The sequence below is a fragment of the Methylocystis sp. IM3 genome, assembly GCF_038070105.1.
In the GTDB taxonomy this organism is placed as follows: domain Bacteria; phylum Pseudomonadota; class Alphaproteobacteria; order Rhizobiales; family Beijerinckiaceae; genus Methylocystis.
In genome coordinates, this window is record NZ_JBBPBZ010000002.1 from 2650090 (window position 1) to 2666359 (window position 16270).

The window sequence follows — 16270 nt, forward strand, 5'->3', positions numbered from 1 at the left end:
GCCGCCTACTCGCCCGTGACGCCATAAGCACGCGCCATGAGCACGATCGGATGGCCGACGCGCTCGGGCTTCGGCGCGTCGCCTGCGAGCCGCGCGATGCCCTGTTCCAGATGAATGCCGGCGAGCGGGCATTCGGACACGACATGCTTCTTGCCCGCCGTATCGAGCTGGCGCATGGCCGGCTTGCCGACCTTCATCGCCGTCTCGAAATTTCCCTTTTTGTAGCCCCAGGCGCCGCCATGCCCCGAGCAGCGCTCGACGACGGCGACATCCGCCTGCGGGATGAGCTTGAGCAGCTCTGCGCCTTTCTGGCCGAAATTCTGCGCGCGCGAATGGCAGGACATATGGAACGCTACGCCGCCCTCGATCGGCGCCATGCCGTCGGCGAGCCCTTCCTTGCGGGCGATGTCCACGACATATTCGGACAGGTCGAAGGTCGCTTCGGCGAGACGCTTCACACTCGCGTCGTTCGGCAGGATCAGCGGCCATTCGAACTTCAGCATCAGCGCGCAGGACGGCACGGGCGCCACGATGTCATAGCCCTCGTCGATATAGGGCGCGAAGGCGGCGGCGACCTTGCGCGCGGCCTCGGCCACTTCGCCGAGCAGCCCCTGTTCGAGCTTGGGCATGCCGCAGCAATGGGGATGCACGACCTTGGTCTCGACGCCGTTTTTCGCCAGCACCGCGAGCGCCGCCATGCCGATGGAGGTGTCGTTGTAGTCGCCGTAACAGGTCGCGTAGAGCACGGCCTTGCGGGCCTTCGCCGGCGCGGCTTCATCGCGGGCGGGCGGATTGGCCTTTGCCTTGGCCTCGAGCGTCTGGCTGGCGTATTCCGGCAGTTCGGCGCCCTTGTCGATGCCGGCGTATTTCTCTTCGAGGCCGCGCAGGGGGCTGCCGCGGCGCGTCGCCCAATTGACCGCGCCCGAAATCAGCGTCGCCCATTTGCCGTTGCGGTCGGTCTCGGTGAGCGCATGATCAATGGCGCCGACGCCCTGCTTCTTCGCCTCGACGGCGCGATAGCGCAGGATCAGATGCGGAAAGTCGAGATTGAACTCGTGCGGCGGCACGTAAGGGCATTTGGTGAGGAAGCACATGTCGCAAAGCGTGCAGGCGTCCACGACCTTCTTGAAGTCGGCGCTTGCGACCGTGTCGAGCTCGCCGCTCTTCGATTCGTCCACGAGATCGAACAGCCGCGGGAAGGAATCGCACAGGTTGAAGCAGCGGCGGCAGCCGTGACAAATGTCGAAGACGCGCCGCATTTCGGCGTCGAGCTTCGCCTCGTCGTAGAAATCCGGATTCTCCCAGTCCAGCGGATGCCGGATCGGCGCTTCGAGACTGCCTTCTCTCATGTTCGTCCTGACGTGCGGGAAAATCGCCCTCTCCCCGTTCGACGGGGAGAGGGAGCCCTATCGTTTACTTCAGCTCGTCGAGCGCGCGCTGGAAGCGGCCGGCATGCGAACGCTCGGCCTTGGCGAGCGTCTCGAACCAGTCGGCGATCTCTTCGAAGCCCTCTTCGCGGGCCGAGCGCGCCATGCCCGGATACATGTCGGTGTATTCGTGGGTCTCGCCGGCGACGGCGGCCTTCAGATTGTCGGCGGTCTTGCCGATCGGCAGGCCGGTGGCCGGATCGCCGACAGACTCCAGAAACTCGAGATGGCCATGGGCGTGGCCCGTCTCGCCTTCCGCGGTCGAGCGGAACACGGCGGCGACGTCGTTGTAGCCTTCCACGTCGGCCTTCTGAGCGAAATAGAGATAGCGACGGTTCGCCTGCGATTCGCCGGCGAAAGCGGCCTTCAGGTTCTCTTCGGTCTTGCTGCCCTTGAGCGATGCCATTATTGCCTCCAAGGAGAATTGACGCGCGAATCCCGCAAAGGGCTCCGGCGACGCTTTCTTAGAATAATTCAAAACTAGCCCGCGTCCAACTGATTTCGGACATTTCCCGGCCGCTTTTCGCCCCGGGCGTCTGCCTATTTCACCCCGATCACCATGGCGTCCGGACCAACGAGATGCTCGACGCGGCTCTCGGAGAAGCCCGCCTGCTTCATCCAGCCTTGGCAGTCGGCGCCCGTGTAATCGAAGCCGCCGGCCGTTTCGATCAGCATGTTGAGGCTCATCAGCAGGCCAAAGGCGTTCTCGCGCCGCTCGTCGTCGATCAGCGCCTCATAGACGATCAGGGCGCCGCCGGGCGGCAACGCGTCATAAGCCTTCTTCAGCAGCAGCCGCTTCTGCGCCAGATCCCAGTCGTGCAGAATATGTCCCATGATCAGCACGTCGGCCTGCGGCAGCGGGTCGGCGAAGAAGTCGCCGGGGAAGAAGCGCAGCCGATTGGTAAGGCCGTTCGCGGCGGCGAAGCCCTCGAAGACGGGTCCGACCTGCGGCAAGTCGAAGCCGCCGCCGGTCAGATGCGGATGGGCTCGGGCGATCGTGACCGGAACCATGCCCTGCGCCGCGCCGATGTCGATGAAGCTCTTGTAGCGATCCCAGGGGAATTTGTCGGCGATGGCTCGGGCGGCGCCGGCGCTCACGCCGGACATGGCGGCGAGAAAGCCGCGCAGCCGCTCGGGGTCGGCGTAGAGCGCGGCGAAGAGGTCGCCCTCCTCCTTGTTTTCGCTCTGGCGGCGGCCGGTCTTCAGCGCCTCGGTGAGATGCCCCCAGCTTTCGTAAAGGCGGGCGTTGGCCATCTCCAGCATGCCGCCGACATAGCTCGGCTTCCCGCGGACGAGGAAGAAGTCGGCCTCCGCCGTGTTCCGATAAAGGTTCTGGTCATCCCGGTCGAGGAGCTTCAGCGCCACCAGCGCGTCGAAGAAATCACGCGCGGAACGCGGATGCAGGCCGAGCTTCCCGCGCAGCGTTTCGCAATCCGCCGGCGCTTCGGCCAGCGCGTCGAAGACGCCGAGCTCGACCGCCGACAGCAGCGTCTTGGCGTTCCAGAAGGACATGCCGAGCGACAGGAGTTTTTCGGGCGAGGGCTTCAAGGTCATGGCGGCAACCTCCTACTGGGACTAATTTCATTCAATGCCGGATCAATATGACAGCTTCGCCGCCCTTGCGGCGCGCGAGACCGAGGGCGAGCATTTTCGCATCCGCGTCGCGGCGCGACCGTCGCCGATCGCGATCATGGCGCCGCATGGCGGCTATATCGAGCCCGGCACGTCGGAAGCCGCGGCCGCCATCGCCCGGGAAAGCTTTTCTTTCTACTGCTTCGAAAGTCTGACGCTGCGCGCCAAAGGCGACGGCCTGCATATTACGTCCACGCGCTTCGACGAGCCGCAAGCCTTGCAACTCGTCGCCGCTTCCGAAGTCGTGGTCGGCGTGCATGGCCGAAAGAACGGGATGGACGGCGCGTCCATCTGGGTTGGCGGATTGCACGAGCCCTTGCGTGACGCCATCTGCGTCGAGCTTCTAAATAGCGGCTTTCGCGCCAAGCCCGTGGGCGACGGACATCCGCTCGCGGGGCGTCATCCCGACAATATTTGCAACAGGGGCCGCCGCGGCGCCGGCGTGCAGCTCGAAATCCCCCGCGCGCTCAGGATCAGCTTCTCGCAGGAGGAAGCGATACGCGACGCCTTCGCCGTCGCCGTGCGCGCGGCGCTTATCGGCCATGCGGCCGAGTGATCGCCGGCCTCACCGCGTCTTCTTCTTCCCGGCGTATGGATTGTCGCCCGCTTTTCGTGAAATGCGGATCGGCACGCCGGGGAGATCGAAGGTCTTGCGCAGGCCGTTGATGAGGAAACGCTCGTAGCTCGCCGGCAATTCGTCGAGCTGATTGCCGAACAGCACGAAATGCGGCGGGCGCGACTTGGCTTGCGTCATGTAGCGAATCTTGATGCGACGGCCCGACACCGCCGGCGGCGGCGTCTCCTCCACCGCCTGCAACAGCCAGCGATTGAGCCGCGCCGTGGCGATGCGGCGGTTCCACACTTCATGAGTCGCGAGGATCGCCTCCATGAGCCTGTCGAGCCCCTGCCCCGTCGCGCCCGAGACCGGCACGACCGGACAGCCGCGCACCTGCGGCAGCAGACGCTCGGCGTCCTCGCGCAGCTTGACGAGCGTCGCGCCCTTGTCTTCCACGAGGTCCCACTTGCCGAGCCCGATGACGAAGGCGCGGCCCTCGCGCGCGGCGAGATCGGCGATAGTCAGATCCTGCTTCTCGAAGGGGATGGTCGAGTCAATGAGGAGCACGACCACCTCCGAGAAGCGCACGGCGCGCAGCGCGTCGGCGGCGGAGAGTTTTTCCAGCTTGTCGACGACCCGGGCGCGCTTGCGCAGCCCCGCCGTGTCGAAAAGCTTCATCTTGCGGTCGCGCCAGACGAAATCGACGCCAATGGAGTCGCGCGTGATGCCGGCCTCGGGACCGGTGAGAAGCCGCTCCTCGCCGAGAATGCGATTGATGAGCGTGGATTTGCCGGCGTTGGGCCGTCCCACCACGGTGATGCGCAGAGGCTTGGTGACGTCGAGATCGCTGCCGTCCTCTTCGTCGTCGTAGAGATTTTCCTCCTGTTGCTCCTCTTCCTCGGCAGGCTCGGCGGTCTGCTCGGGCAGCGCCTCGCGCAGGGCTTCATAGAGCGCCCCGGCGCCCTCGCCATGTTCGGCGGAAAAGGGAACGGGATCGCCGAGGCCGAGCGAAAAGGCCTCCAGCACGCCGCCTTCGCCCGCTCTGCCTTCCGCCTTGTTGGCGATGAGGATCACGGGCTTGCCGGCGCGGCGGACGAGATCGGCGAAATATTTGTCATCCGGCGTCACGCCCGTCCGCGCGTCGATCACGAAAAGGATGGCGTCCGCGGAGAGAATCGCGCTCTCGGTCTGGGCGCGCATCCGCCCCTCGAGCGTGGCGTGCGCGCCTTCCTCCAGCCCGGCCGTGTCGATGATGGTGAAGCGCAGATCGGCGAGCTTCGCCTCGCCCTCGCGCCGGTCGCGGGTCACGCCGGGCCGGTCGTCGACAAGCGCCAGCTTCTTGCCGGTCAGCCGGTTGAACAGCGTCGACTTGCCGACGTTGGGGCGGCCGATGATGGCGAGCGAGAAGGACATGAGCGAACTCTTCGAGCCTTTATAACGCGAAACCCTCTCCCGCCGGGAGAGGGTCGACGCCGTGGCGAAAATTGCCCTCTCCCCGACGGAGAGAGGGGGATAGGGGCGCTACTTGGCCGGGGACGCCTCGAGAGGCGCCGTGCCCGCCGGCATGGCGCCGCCGGATTCCGGTTCGATGACCGGCGTCACATTGATCTTGCCGCCGTCGGTTCCGCCGGAGGAGGCAGCGGGAGCGGGCTTCGGTCCGCGCTTGGCGTGCAGCAGGCCCTTGTAGGCCGAGGCGCGCTGGCGCATCGACTGGGGGGCGTCGGAGTTGGCGAGCACCTGCTCGAAGACGCGTTCGGCCTCGTCGAAATCGTCGTTGAACAGAGCGTCGAGGCCGTTCCACTCCTGCGCGGAGAAGCGGAAAGGGCCGTCCGAGGTCATCAGCGGGCCGAGCGCGCGCTCGAGCTTCTGCCGGTCGTCGCCCTCTAGCACAATTAGCGCCGCCCGCAGCAACGCGATCTGCTGGGTCAGCTTGTCGACGTTCGGATCCTCGCCGATGGCGCTGAGCTCGGCGAGCGCCTGCGTCTTATCCGGCCGCGCCTCGGCGGCGCGGACGCGGGCGAGCGCGGCGTAGCCCTTGGGGGCGTCCTTGGCCAAGGCGTCGAAGGCGGCGGCGGCCTCGGCGTTCTTGCCCTCTTCCGCGAGCTGCACGGCGGCCACATAGCGGGCGTTCGCGGCCTCGGCCGCCTTCAGGCGCTTGTCCTGATAATAGCTCCAGGCGCCGGTCGCGGCGACGATCAGAAAGGCGACGACGAAAATCGGCGTCTGATAGCGCCGCCACAACTCGGCGGCCTTGTCCCGGCGGACGTCCTCGTCGACCTCATGGAAAATGTCCGACATCTCTCGCGCGACCCTTGCGTTTCAGACCCGTTGTTCTTGCCCGATTTGTTCTTGCCCCCTGCGGGGGAGCGTCGGGGTTAGCACAGACGGATGCGAAAGGCGAGCCGCAGACCGGTCAGCTATGCCCGGCGTGATGCAGGACGTCGAGGCCCGCCCTCAGCCCTTTCGCGAGCTTCGCCGCGTCGTCATTGGCCCAGAAATGGACGAAGAACAGCCGGGGCTCGTCATCGAGCATGTGGTTGTGGAGGGCGGTGACCTCGATCCCGTTCGATTGCAGCGCCTTCAGCAGCGGTTCGACCTCCCTGCCCAGGGCCACGAAATCGCCGCTGATCGCCGCCCTGCCCTCGCCGGTCGGCTGGAAATTGAGGGAGATCGCCGTTCCCATGGCTGGCGCGACCGTCATTCCGCGCGCCTGGATGGGCTCCGCGCGGGGGATGCTGAACTGATAGATTCCGCCGTTGTTTTTCCCTTGAAAGCCGAGAATCCGGTCGATCTTCGCGGCGTCGAAGTCGAGCTTCGGGGGCTCCCCGCCGGCCGGCGCCGCCGCCTCGAGGGGCGTCTTCGACTGCGCCAGCGCGTCCCGCACGATCCGGGCCAAACTGGCAGGGTCGCCCTCGCCCGCGACATGCATGTAGAAGGTCGCCGGGCTTGCGCGCAGCAGATGGTTGTGGACCCCCGTCACCCCCACGCCGCCGTCGAGCAGCGCCCGCATGACCGGGCCGACCTCGGACTCGGTCAGGACGAGGTCGCCCATCATTGCGGCGCCCCGGCCCATGGGCTCGACTATGGGCTCGAACGCGACCCAGCCGCCGAGCGCGAGGCCGGGCTTGACGGAGACGCCGTCCAGCGTGACATGAAGGTCGGTGCGCGGGAGGCCATATTTGTGGACCGGCCCGCTGACCATCGCTTTCCGCCCGACCGCCGCGTCGACGGCCGACCAGTCCATCTCCGCCCGCGCTCCGCAGGAGGCCGCGAAAAATCCGGCTGTCGCGAACAAAGCCCCGGCAATCTGTCTCATGGGAGTTCCTTTCGGAAAAAAGGCGGCCCCGCGTCAGATAGGGCCATGCGCAAAAAGGCACAGCCGCCGTTGCCGGAGCCGCCGCCGGAAACTACAGTCCCGCCCACCATGCTCTATTACGCCGTCAAAGTCCTGCTTTCAGCCCTCCTCATCGTGGCTGTTTCGGAAATCGCCAAGCGCTCCACCGCTTTCGCGGCCTTCGTCGCGTCCCTGCCGCTCACCTCCCTGCTCGCCTTCGTCTGGCTCAGGATCGACGGCGAGGCGCCCCTGAAAATCGCCGAGCTTTCGGCGCAGATCTTCTGGCTCATCATCCCCTCGCTCGTGCTGTTCCCGGCGCTGCCCCTGCTGATCCGGTACGGCTTCGGCTTCTGGGCGAGCCTCGGGCTCTCCATCGGCGCGACGGCGGGGGCCTATCTGATGATGGTCCCCGTGCTGCGCCGCATGGGCGTCGGCATCTAGGAAAGCCGCGCATATTCCGCGTCGATCGCGTCCCTGAGCTCACGCCACACGGGGTCGATCCGAACATCCGGCCCCCAGTTGTAAAGCGCCTTGGCGACCTCGGCGATCGTCTCGTTGATCGGCTCGCTCCCGCCCTCGGCGAGTTCGTCCGAAAAGAGCCGCGGCTGCCGCGCGCCTGTCCAGGCGTCCCAATGCTCGTTGGAATAATTCGAGACGCCGCGCCGGGCCGCGAGCAGCTCCGGCGTGAAGCGCGCGAAGCGGCGATGCAGCGGGCCGTCCGGCAGCTCGGCGCGCCAGGCCTCGCGGACCGCGAAATAGCGCAAATGCTGAAGCTCGTGAGCGAGACAGCAGCCGAGCCGGGCGTCGCTCATCTCGGGATCGTAATAGAGCGTCACGCGCCCGTCGGGCGTCGCCTCGCCCTCGGACGCGAAGCTCTGTCCGAGAAAGGGAAAGACCTTCCGCTCGGGGCTGAGCGTCACGATTGCGGGATCGTGGCCGAAGTGCGCGGCGAGCGCGCGCAGCTTTTCTTGCCTGCGCAAGAAATCCGGGGAAGAGGCGATCTCCTCCGGCCTCGCCGGCGCGGGCCAGTGCGAGGCGTCGGGGTCATGGGTGATGCGCCAGTCGAAATCGGGATGGGCGTCCGCGACATTCTCCCACCAGCGACGGCCGTCGCGCTGGAAGGGCGAGAGGTCGTTGACCTTCACGCAGGGGAAGAGGCCGGGCCGCGTCCGCGCGCCCGCCAGAACGGCGCCGACCATCTGGCGGCCAAGCCCCGGCTCCAACGAATTGATCTGCTCGAAGACGACGGCCGGCGGGTCGTATCCCCCGGCCAGCAGCAGCGCGACGCCCGACGCCTCGGTTCCGTCGGGCGTGGTGACGAGTTTCGGCGAGGTCGAGGCCCTGATCTCGACAAAGCGCGCCCCGTGGCCTTGCGACCCCACATGGAGGCCGAGCGCGGCCAGACTGGCGCAAACCTCGCGCGCCACGGCCTCGATTGCAGGATCGACCGCTTTTTCCCGACGTCGCCGGGGCCACAGAAAATCGAAAAGGCCCATCTCCCCGCTCCCCGGCCATCCTTAGCCCGGCGGAGAAGATCCGGCCAGTTCACGCCGGTAGAGCCCCGTGAGCTCCGCCTCCGCGAGCACGTGCCTCGACGCCTCGGCCTCGACTTCCTCGCAGGTCGGATGGGTGCGGATCGCAAGCTCGGCGCAGTCGAGCGCCAGCAGGCGGAAACGATAGCGGTGCAGGCCGTCGCCCTCCGGCGGCGCAGGGCCGTTGTAGCCGAGCTCCTCGAAATCATTCACGCCGTGACGGAAGTCCTCGAAGCCCTCCGGGCGTCCGGCGCCTTCGACGAGCGTCGAGTGATAGGCGGGGATGTCGTAGCAGGCCCAGTGGTGGAAGACGCCGCCCGGCGCGTCGAGGTCGTCGACGAGCAGGACGAAGCTCTTTGTCCCCCTCGGGGCGCCGCTCCATTCCAGCGCCGGGGACATGTCCTCGCCGTCGCCGGTGAAATGCGGCGGCAGCGCGCCATTGTCGGAAAATGCGTCGCTTATCAGTTTCATGGAGCCGCTCCTGCGTAAGCCGGGAAAATATCCCTCTCAGGTCGCGCGGGACTGGAGCCCCTTTGCCTTGACGGCGACTTTGCCTAGTTTCTGCTTCTTCGTCGAATGCGGGAGCCTGGAATGACGAGAGGTCGCCTGATCTGGAAGATATTGCCTGCCCTTCTTTCCGGGCCGACGCTGGCCGCGCTGATTCTGCTCCTTCCGTTCGGCGTGCTGACGGGGATTTACGTCGCGCTCGATCCTTCCATGGCGATGTACGAGTTCACGCCGGAAGAGGAGCTTCTCATTCCCTTCGCGCTGCTCGCGGCGCTGATCTCGGCCGCCAATGTACGTCTGGCCGTTGTCATGTCGCGGGACAGGAACGCCGGCCGGGTCTTCGAGGCGACGACCGACCGCTATGCAGGCGACCCGAGCGGCGCGCAAAACGTCCACGGCCATCCCGGCAAGCAGTTCGCACAGGAGTTCATCGATTTTCTCAAGGCCCAGGACGGCGCCCGCCTCGAGATGGGCGAGCCCGTGGGCGAGGATTATGGCTGGGGCTTTGCGATCGGCGAAAAAGGCTTCTCGCCCCTGTGGGTCGCCGTCGCCCATGCGGGAAAACCCCTGCGGGACGAGCCTGCCGAAGATTATATCCTGGCCGTGACGCTCGAGCCCCCGCTCCTGCCCTGGCGCCGCCTCGCCTACAAGCCCGATTTCGCCCTGCGCGACGACATCGAACGGCGCCTCATCGAATTCCTTTACAGCAGGGGCGTGAGTTTCGTCACCGAAGCCGAGGACTGGGTCGATCCCGAACCGACCTCCCATCCAGCCCCGAGGTTTTGAGGCCTTGGACCAGAACGCGCCCGTACGAAACGCCCGCAAGCGGCGGCGGGCGTGTGTGCGACAAAACGCGTCTGGCGGGGGCGACCGGGATAAGCTTAACTTCCATTTCTTAATTCTTCCGCGAGTAAAAATTATGCCCGACTATTATTACTTTCCAGTCATCATAATTTCCCCGGCTCTTGCCGCCATAATCTACGCAATGGTCTTGAGGTGGAGAAAAGAAAACTTCGCAAAATGCCTCACACAAAGCGGCGCGATGATGTTCGGCTCATGCCACTGCCCCCGCTGCCAGGCGCAGAAGGCGATGTTCGACTCCGCATGGCAGTATGTCACCTATATCGAGGCGAATAATACCTGCCCAAACTATGACCCGAACTGGGGCCAAAAACTGGGGCTCAGCGGAACAATAGCGTTTCCGACGTGGAAATTCCCCGATGGTTTCACTTGCCAATACCAGGACCATGTTCTCTCGCTCGACGAACTGGCGGCGTTGGGCAAGCTGCACGGCGCCAACTGCAAGTATTGACGCCCCGACCGGCCGGCCCGAGCGGGGCTCATGATCGCCCTCGCTCCGCGAAACGCGCGCGCTATCTGCGCTCTCTGGCCAAGGGAGCGCGCGAATGGCGGCGGGCCGCATCCATGTCGGAGTCGGCGGCTGGAGCTTCGCGCCCTGGCGCGGCGTCTTCTATCCGCAAGACCTTCCCCATGCGCATGAGCTCGAATACGCCAGCCGGCGTCTGACCTCGATCGAAATAAACGCCACCTTCTACCGCACGCAAAAGCGCGAGACGTTTCTCCGATGGCGCGACGCCACGCCCGACGGCTTCGTCTTCAGCGTCAAGGCGCCGCGCTACGCGGTCACCCGCCGCAGCGTGCAGGAGGCGCGGGACGCCATCCGCCGCTTCTTCGAAAGCGGCGTCGCCGCGCTCGGAAAGAAGCTCGGCCCCGTCCTCTGGCAGTTTCCGCCGAGCCGAACATTCGACCCGGATTTTTTCGATGGCTTTCTGGCCGCCCTTCCTCGCGAGGCGGAGAGCGTCGCCTTGCGTCACGCCATCGAAGTGCGGAACGAGAGCTTCAAAACCTCGGCCTTCGTCGCGCTGGCGCGGGCGCATCGCATCGCCATCGTGATCGCGGGCGACTCGGATTTCCCGCTGATCGCCGACCTCACCGCCCCTTTCGTCTATGCGCGCATCATGGGGACGCAGGCCAACCGGCGCGCTGGCTACGACGCCGCGCGGCTCGACGTCTGGGCGAACCGGGCGCAGGCATGGGCCGCAGGCGGCGCCCCGGAGGAGCTTCCCCGCCTCAGCCCCAACACGCCGAGGCGCGCGGCGCGGGATGTGTTTCTCTACGTGATCCGCGGCGCCAAGGCGAGAAACCCCGCGGCCGCCATGGCGCTGATCGAGCGGCTGCCGCTGGCCACGGCCATCCGTCGCGGTTAGGCTGATCGCCATGCGGCTGATCCGAATCTTTTTCGACGCCTATATGAAACTCAACCGCGACGACGGCTGGGCCATCGCCAGCCATATCGCGCTGTCCATACTCACCTCGCTATTTCCCTTTCTCATCTTCGTCACCGCGCTCGCGGCCTTCTTCGGCATGCGCGAGGAGGCCGACGCCGCGACGGCGCTCATCTTCGAGACCTGGCCGCCGAATGTGGCCAAGCCCATCGCGGCGGAAATCCACAATGTGCTGACGCAGCCGCGCGGCGGTCTGCTCACGGTTGGCGCCGTGCTCGCGATCTATTTCTCCTCGAGCGGCGTCGAGGCCCTGCGCATCGCCCTGAACCGCGCCTATGACATTCGCGACGAGCGATCCTGGTGGGTGTTGCGGCTCGAGTCGATCCTTTATGTCTTCCTCGGCGCGGCGTCCCTGCTCGCCATCGCCTTTCTCATGGTGCTCGCCCCGCTGGCGCGGGCGATTGCGGAAAAACACGCGCCGGGGCTGATGCACGAACTCGAGCCGCTCTACGCGCCGGTGCGCTATGGCGTCACCTCCTGCGTCGTCGCGCTGGCGGTGCTCGCCGCGCACAAGCTTTTGCCGGCCGGGCGCCGAAGCCTGCTCAAGGTGGCCCCCGGCCTCGTGCTGACGCTCGTCGCCTCTCTCGCTTTCGGCGCGGGCTTCGGCGCCTATCTCGCGAAGTTCGCCGGCAGCTACGTCTCGACCTATGCGGGCCTCGCCTCGATCATGATGGCGATCGTCTTCCTCTACGCGCTGGCGATGATCTTCATCTACGGGGCCGAGCTGAACCAGATCATCGCCACCGGCGGCAGGCGGGAGGAGGGGGCGTCCTGTTGCGCGGAGGCGGGCCGGTAGCATCCTTGCGCCAAACAGGCGCCGCCGCGGTGCGGCGCCGGCTCGTATGTTGAGCCCAACCCAATGACAGGAAAGGCTTTTCCCTCGCCAATCCTTTGTTAACAATCGCCTAAAAATCACCCCATGTTAAGCGGGCCTTAACCGAGGTTTTTTACCCTCGCGGGGTCGGCGCGCTCTTACGGCGGCGCCTACCCCACGCGGGCCTGTTTTCACATGCGTAGCCATCGCTTTCACCATTTTTCTGAACAATTTCGCGAATTCTCGGCGCGGCGCGCGGCGGAGGCCGTCGGCGCGCTGATGGTGGGAAGCGCCGCGGCCATGACGCTCGCCCTCGTGAGCTGGTCTGCGCAGGATCCTTCCTTCAACCATGCGACGGGCGGCCATGTCCGCAACCTGCTCGGGCATCCGGGCGCGGCGGTTGCGGATATTCTCATGCAGCTCGTGGGATTCGGCGCGATTGCGGCGATCCTGCCGCTCGCCACCCAGGGGCTACGCATGATCCGGCGCGGCCGCATCGAACGCGCCGCGTTGCGTCTCGGGCTCTGGGTCGCGGGCATATTCGCCACCGCCGCCACCGCCTCCCTGCTGCCGCCCACCGACCGCTGGCCGCTGCCGACCGGGCTGGGCGGCGTCGCCGGCGACGCCATCCTCGCGGTGCCGCGCACCATGTTCGCGGGCTCGGGCGTGGTCATGGCCATCTCCGGCCTCGGCGCCGCCTTCGTGGCCATTCTTTCTGTCAGCGGCGCCATGGGCCTCGGTTTTGAATCGCCGGGCGATCTGCGCGACGAATTCTTCGAGGACGAAGCGCCGCTGCCTTACCTCGAGGACGACGAGGACAAGGCCGGGGAGCCCGGCTTCGCCCTCATATCGATCGGCGCCCTGTTCCATCTCGGCTTCGCGGCGAAAGCCTCGCTCGTTCGCCTGGTCGAGAAGCTCAAGAGCCGCGCGCCCCGCCCCGTCGTGGAAGAGCCCGTCGTCGCGTCGCCGCGCGTCGAGCCGACCTTCGACGACATCGAAGTTTACATGCCCTACGCGCCCCGCCGGGCGCGACAGGCGCCGATCGAGGACGACGACGAAACCGACGACGACCCCATCGAGGCGCCGCCGGCCAGGCGGCCCCTTGCCTCCGCGACGGCCGCCGCTCCGCCGGCCGCGCGCGGCGCGGCGCCATCCGCGCCCCAGCCGCCCGCCCGCCGCGTCACCCGAGAGGCCGCCCGTCCCCCGCGGGCGGCGCTGGGCGTCTATGACTATCCCGAGGTCGAACTTCTCGCCGAACCCAAAAAGACCGGCGGGGCGGTCAAGGTCTCCGAGGACATTCTCGAATCGAACGCCCGCGTTCTGGAGGGCGTGCTCGAAGACTTCTCCGTGCGCGGCGACATCATCAATGTGCGCCCCGGCCCGGTCGTGACGCTTTACGAACTCGAACCGGCGCCGGGGATCAAATCCTCCCGCGTCATCGGCCTCGCCGACGACATCGCCCGTTCCATGTCGGCGGTTTCTGCGCGCGTCGCCGTCGTGCCGGGCCGCAACGCCATCGGCATCGAGCTTCCCAACCAGCGCCGCGAGACCGTTTATCTGCGCGAACTGGTTGCGAGCGAGGATTTCATCCATTCGAACCACAAGCTCGCCATCGCGCTCGGCAAGACCATCGGCGGCGAGCCCGTGATCGTCGATCTCGCCCGCATGCCGCATCTTCTGGTCGCGGGCACGACCGGCTCCGGCAAATCGGTGGCGATCAACACCATGATCCTGTCGCTGCTCTACCGGCTGAAGCCGGAAGAGTGCCGCCTCATCATGGTCGATCCCAAGATGCTGGAGCTTTCGGTCTACGACAACATCCCCCATCTGCTCACGCCCGTGGTCACCGACCCGAAGAAAGCGGTGGTCGCGCTGAAATGGGCCGTGCGCGAGATGGAGGACCGCTACAAGAAGATGTCGAAGCTCGGCGTGCGCAACATCGACGGCTACAACGCCCGCGTCGTCGAGGCGATGGCCCGGGGCGAGACCATCACCCGCACCGTGCAGACGGGCTTCGACCGCGAGACCGGCGAAGCGATCTTCGAGCACGAGGAGATGGATCTCGCGGCGCTGCCCTATATCGTCGTCATCGTCGACGAGATGGCCGACCTCATGCTCGTCGCCGGCAAGGACATCGAAGGCGCCATCCAGCGTCTCGCGCAAATGGCCCGGGCCGCCGGCATTCATCTCATCATGGCGACGCAGCGTCCTTCGGTCGACGTCATCACCGGCACGATCAAGGCCAATTTCCCGACGCGCATTTCCTTCCAGGTGACCTCGAAGATCGACAGCCGCACCATTCTCGGCGAGCAGGGCGCCGAGCAGCTTCTCGGCCAGGGCGACATGCTCTACATGGCCGGCGGCGGCCGCATCTCACGCGTCCACGGCCCCTTCGTCTCCGACGCCGAGGTCGAGCATGTCGTGGCCCATCTCAAGGCCCAGGGCGCCCCGCAATATCTCGACGCCATCACCGCCGACGACGAGGACATGGGCGACGACGGCGAAGCCCCCCTGCCCGGCTCGATGGACGCCGAGGAAGGCGGCGATCTCTACGACCGCGCCGTCGCCATCGTGCTGCGCGACAAGAAATGCTCGACGAGCTACATCCAGCGCCGCCTGTCGGTCGGCTACAACAAGGCCGCCTCGCTGGTGGAGCGCATGGAGAAGGAAGGCGTCGTCTCCGCCCCGAATCACGCCGGCAAGCGCGAGATTCTGGTGGGCGGCGGCGTCGACCGCGGCGCCTTCGATATAGAGGCGGCGGAGTGAGGCGCGGCGCGGGCGGCGAAAGGGGGTGCGACGGCGCGACGCCCCTATTTCCGCCAAGTTATGTTACGAAAACGCTCTTCGGCCCCTGAAACCGGATGACGCCCCCGTGAAGCACACCGCCCTCGCCATCGCCCTCGCATGCGCCCTGGCCGCACCGGCCATCGCCGAGGAGACCGCGCCAGCCGCGCCGCAACCCTCGGGCGCCAAACCGACGGACGCCAAGCCGGCAGAAGCAAAGCCGGCAGAAACAAAGCCGGCCGAAGTCCAGCCAGCGGAGGCCAAGCCTGCGCAGGACAAGCCGGCTGACGCCAAACCCGCCGACGCCAAACCAGCCAAAGCGGGCAAGAAGACTGCAAAGCCCACGGCCGCGAAGCCCGGCGATCCGGTGCAGCTCGCCAATCCGGCGACCCCGCCCGAGCCGGCCAAGGCCCTCACCCGAGACGAGGCGCTCAAGCGCGCCAACGCCTTTTTCAACGCCTCGCCTGTGATGACGGCGGATTTCGTGCAGATCGGCGCGGATGGGCTGCGCTCCGAGGGCAAGCTGCATGTGCAGCGCGCCGGCCGGGTCCGTTTCGAATATGCCCAGCCCGCGACCATGGAGGTCGTGGCGGATGGCGCGCAGGTCGCGGTGCGCGATCGGCGGCTCAATACGCAGGACCTCTATTTTATCAATCAGACGCCGCTAAAATTCCTGATGAAGGAAAAGATCGACCTCGAAAAGGACGTGACCGTTCAGGACGTGCAGATCGACGATTCCGGCGTCGCCGTCTTCATCGAGGACAAGGCGACCTTCGGCGGCACGTCGCATCTGCGCCTGATCTTCGACCCCAAGACGTTCAAGCTGAAACAATGGCAGGTCAAGGACCCGCAGGGCTACGAGACGCTGATCAGCCTCTTCAATATCGACCAGACCAAGACGCCCGACCCGGCGCTGTTCAAGATCAGCAAGTGAGGCGTCCTGCCGGGCGTATTCGAGGCGCGACGGCAATGATCAAGAAGGCTGTTGTCACGTCATATCCACTGTTCTGCTCTGGGAGGCGGCGCCGCCGATCCCTCCCAAGCGAACCCCTTGGCGAACCCATTGGCGAACCCACGTCTCAATAGCCATAATAGCCGTAGCCGTAGTGATGGCGTCCGTAGGCGTAGCCATAGCCCGGGTGACCGTAGCCGTAATCATAGTGGGGCTGGCTCGCAGCGGCTCCGACCATCGCGCCAACCGCCATGCCGGCGATGGCCGCGCCAGCAACGGCGCCCGCGTCCGGGCCGGAGCGATAATAATAGCCGCCCGCGGAAGCCGGGGTTGCGGCAATCGTGCTGGCCAGGGCCAGAGCCGCGATCGAGCCGGTGATGATCTTGCCGAGGTTCGTCATTTGCTCTCTCCATGTGACTGCGTCGT

17 protein-coding genes are annotated in these 16270 nt (G+C 66.3%); 8 read left to right on the top strand and 9 right to left on the bottom strand.

Annotation, left to right across the window (positions count from 1 at the left end; all coding sequences use genetic code 11):
- Positions 1 to 5: 5 nt before the first annotated feature.
- From WOC76_RS14890 to WOC76_RS14900, 3 genes are all read right to left on the bottom strand, one after another.
- Positions 6 to 1349 (bottom strand): heterodisulfide reductase-related iron-sulfur binding cluster, encoded by a 1344-nt coding sequence (locus tag WOC76_RS14890; protein WP_341431475.1) that lies wholly within the window; start codon positions 1347 to 1349, stop codon positions 6 to 8.
- Positions 1350 to 1413: 64 nt separating this feature from the next.
- Entirely contained in the window at positions 1414 to 1833 is a 420-nt protein-coding gene (locus WOC76_RS14895; protein ID WP_341105785.1) for a rubrerythrin family protein, read from the bottom strand.
- A 134-nt stretch (positions 1834 to 1967) separates the two neighbouring features.
- Positions 1968 to 2981 (bottom strand): methyltransferase, encoded by a 1014-nt coding sequence (locus WOC76_RS14900; protein WP_341105783.1) that lies wholly within the window; start codon positions 2979 to 2981, stop codon positions 1968 to 1970.
- A 34-nt stretch (positions 2982 to 3015) separates the two neighbouring features.
- On the opposite strand from WOC76_RS14900, the gene WOC76_RS14905 reads away from it, so the two are divergent.
- Complete coding sequence (locus WOC76_RS14905; protein ID WP_341105781.1) at positions 3016 to 3615, top strand: poly-gamma-glutamate hydrolase family protein; 600 nt, start codon at positions 3016 to 3018, stop codon at positions 3613 to 3615.
- A 9-nt stretch (positions 3616 to 3624) separates the two neighbouring features.
- On the opposite strand, the gene der is transcribed toward WOC76_RS14905, so the two are convergent.
- The 3 genes from der to WOC76_RS14920 form a co-directional block, all read right to left on the bottom strand.
- On the bottom strand, positions 3625 to 5028 hold the full coding sequence (der, locus tag WOC76_RS14910) for a ribosome biogenesis GTPase Der (protein ID WP_341105780.1): 1404 nt from the start codon (positions 5026 to 5028) through the stop codon (positions 3625 to 3627).
- A gap of 108 nt (positions 5029 to 5136) precedes the next feature.
- The gene (locus WOC76_RS14915; protein ID WP_341105778.1) at positions 5137 to 5913 is read right to left on the bottom strand and encodes a tetratricopeptide repeat protein; all 777 of its coding nucleotides are present in this window, start codon (positions 5911 to 5913) and stop codon (positions 5137 to 5139) included.
- 115 nt (positions 5914 to 6028) lie between these two features.
- A complete protein-coding gene (locus WOC76_RS14920) occupies positions 6029 to 6931 on the bottom strand; it encodes a DUF1259 domain-containing protein (RefSeq protein ID WP_341105777.1) in 903 nt (300 codons plus the stop codon).
- Between the two features lie 45 nt (positions 6932 to 6976).
- On the opposite strand from WOC76_RS14920, the gene WOC76_RS14925 reads away from it, so the two are divergent.
- Positions 6977 to 7390 (top strand): DUF3147 family protein, encoded by a 414-nt coding sequence (locus WOC76_RS14925; RefSeq protein WP_341105776.1) that lies wholly within the window; start codon positions 6977 to 6979, stop codon positions 7388 to 7390.
- Here WOC76_RS14925 and WOC76_RS14930 read toward each other — a convergent pair.
- Positions 7387 to 8445 (bottom strand): hypothetical protein, encoded by a 1059-nt coding sequence (locus tag WOC76_RS14930; RefSeq protein ID WP_341105774.1) that lies wholly within the window; start codon positions 8443 to 8445, stop codon positions 7387 to 7389. The genes WOC76_RS14925 and WOC76_RS14930 overlap by 4 nt on opposite strands.
- 21 nt (positions 8446 to 8466) lie before the next feature.
- On the bottom strand, positions 8467 to 8952 hold the full coding sequence (locus tag WOC76_RS14935) for a YbhB/YbcL family Raf kinase inhibitor-like protein (protein ID WP_341105772.1): 486 nt from the start codon (positions 8950 to 8952) through the stop codon (positions 8467 to 8469).
- 120 nt (positions 8953 to 9072) lie between these two features.
- On the opposite strand from WOC76_RS14935, the gene WOC76_RS14940 reads away from it, so the two are divergent.
- From WOC76_RS14940 to WOC76_RS14965, 6 genes are all read left to right on the top strand, one after another.
- Positions 9073 to 9774: a hypothetical protein gene (locus WOC76_RS14940; RefSeq protein WP_341105770.1), complete on the top strand. Its 702-nt coding sequence runs from the start codon at positions 9073 to 9075 to the stop codon at positions 9772 to 9774.
- A gap of 133 nt (positions 9775 to 9907) precedes the next feature.
- The gene (locus WOC76_RS14945) at positions 9908 to 10300 is read left to right on the top strand and encodes a hypothetical protein (RefSeq protein ID WP_341105768.1); all 393 of its coding nucleotides are present in this window, start codon (positions 9908 to 9910) and stop codon (positions 10298 to 10300) included.
- 94 nt (positions 10301 to 10394) lie between these two features.
- Positions 10395 to 11216, top strand: a complete 822-nt coding sequence (locus WOC76_RS14950; protein ID WP_341105766.1) for a DUF72 domain-containing protein — start codon at positions 10395 to 10397, stop codon at positions 11214 to 11216.
- A gap of 10 nt (positions 11217 to 11226) precedes the next feature.
- Complete coding sequence (locus WOC76_RS14955) at positions 11227 to 12090, top strand: YihY/virulence factor BrkB family protein (RefSeq protein WP_341105765.1); 864 nt, start codon at positions 11227 to 11229, stop codon at positions 12088 to 12090.
- 213 nt (positions 12091 to 12303) lie between these two features.
- A complete protein-coding gene (locus WOC76_RS14960) occupies positions 12304 to 14874 on the top strand; it encodes a DNA translocase FtsK (protein WP_341388865.1) in 2571 nt (856 codons plus the stop codon).
- Between the two features lie 106 nt (positions 14875 to 14980).
- Positions 14981 to 15826, top strand: coding sequence for an outer-membrane lipoprotein carrier protein LolA (locus WOC76_RS14965; protein ID WP_341105763.1), 846 nt, complete (start codon positions 14981 to 14983; stop codon positions 15824 to 15826).
- 145 nt (positions 15827 to 15971) lie between these two features.
- Here WOC76_RS14965 and WOC76_RS14970 read toward each other — a convergent pair whose 3' ends face one another.
- Positions 15972 to 16244, bottom strand: a complete 273-nt coding sequence (locus tag WOC76_RS14970; protein WP_341105762.1) for a hypothetical protein — start codon at positions 16242 to 16244, stop codon at positions 15972 to 15974.
- Positions 16245 to 16270: the final 26 nt, after the last annotated feature.

Bases quoted from the DNA above. Each gene is read 5' to 3' on its own strand.
- WOC76_RS14890 (WP_341431475.1), bottom strand. From the start codon at position 1,349: ATGAGAGAAGGCAGTCTCGAAGCGCCGATCCGGCATCCGCTGGACTGG.
- WOC76_RS14895 (WP_341105785.1), bottom strand. From the start codon at position 1,833: ATGGCATCGCTCAAGGGCAGCAAGACCGAAGAGAACCTGAAGGCCGCT.
- WOC76_RS14900 (WP_341105783.1), bottom strand. From the start codon at position 2,981: ATGACCTTGAAGCCCTCGCCCGAAAAACTCCTGTCGCTCGGCATGTCC.
- WOC76_RS14905 (WP_341105781.1), top strand. From the start codon at position 3,016: ATGCCGGATCAATATGACAGCTTCGCCGCCCTTGCGGCGCGCGAGACC.
- der (WP_341105780.1), bottom strand. From the start codon at position 5,028: ATGTCCTTCTCGCTCGCCATCATCGGCCGCCCCAACGTCGGCAAGTCG.
- WOC76_RS14915 (WP_341105778.1), bottom strand. From the start codon at position 5,913: ATGTCGGACATTTTCCATGAGGTCGACGAGGACGTCCGCCGGGACAAG.
- WOC76_RS14920 (WP_341105777.1), bottom strand. From the start codon at position 6,931: ATGAGACAGATTGCCGGGGCTTTGTTCGCGACAGCCGGATTTTTCGCG.
- WOC76_RS14925 (WP_341105776.1), top strand. From the start codon at position 6,977: ATGCGCAAAAAGGCACAGCCGCCGTTGCCGGAGCCGCCGCCGGAAACT.
- WOC76_RS14930 (WP_341105774.1), bottom strand. From the start codon at position 8,445: ATGGGCCTTTTCGATTTTCTGTGGCCCCGGCGACGTCGGGAAAAAGCG.
- WOC76_RS14935 (WP_341105772.1), bottom strand. From the start codon at position 8,952: ATGAAACTGATAAGCGACGCATTTTCCGACAATGGCGCGCTGCCGCCG.
- WOC76_RS14940 (WP_341105770.1), top strand. From the start codon at position 9,073: ATGACGAGAGGTCGCCTGATCTGGAAGATATTGCCTGCCCTTCTTTCC.
- WOC76_RS14945 (WP_341105768.1), top strand. From the start codon at position 9,908: ATGCCCGACTATTATTACTTTCCAGTCATCATAATTTCCCCGGCTCTT.
- WOC76_RS14950 (WP_341105766.1), top strand. From the start codon at position 10,395: ATGGCGGCGGGCCGCATCCATGTCGGAGTCGGCGGCTGGAGCTTCGCG.
- WOC76_RS14955 (WP_341105765.1), top strand. From the start codon at position 11,227: ATGCGGCTGATCCGAATCTTTTTCGACGCCTATATGAAACTCAACCGC.
- WOC76_RS14960 (WP_341388865.1), top strand. From the start codon at position 12,304: ATGCGTAGCCATCGCTTTCACCATTTTTCTGAACAATTTCGCGAATTC.
- WOC76_RS14970 (WP_341105762.1), bottom strand. From the start codon at position 16,244: ATGACGAACCTCGGCAAGATCATCACCGGCTCGATCGCGGCTCTGGCC.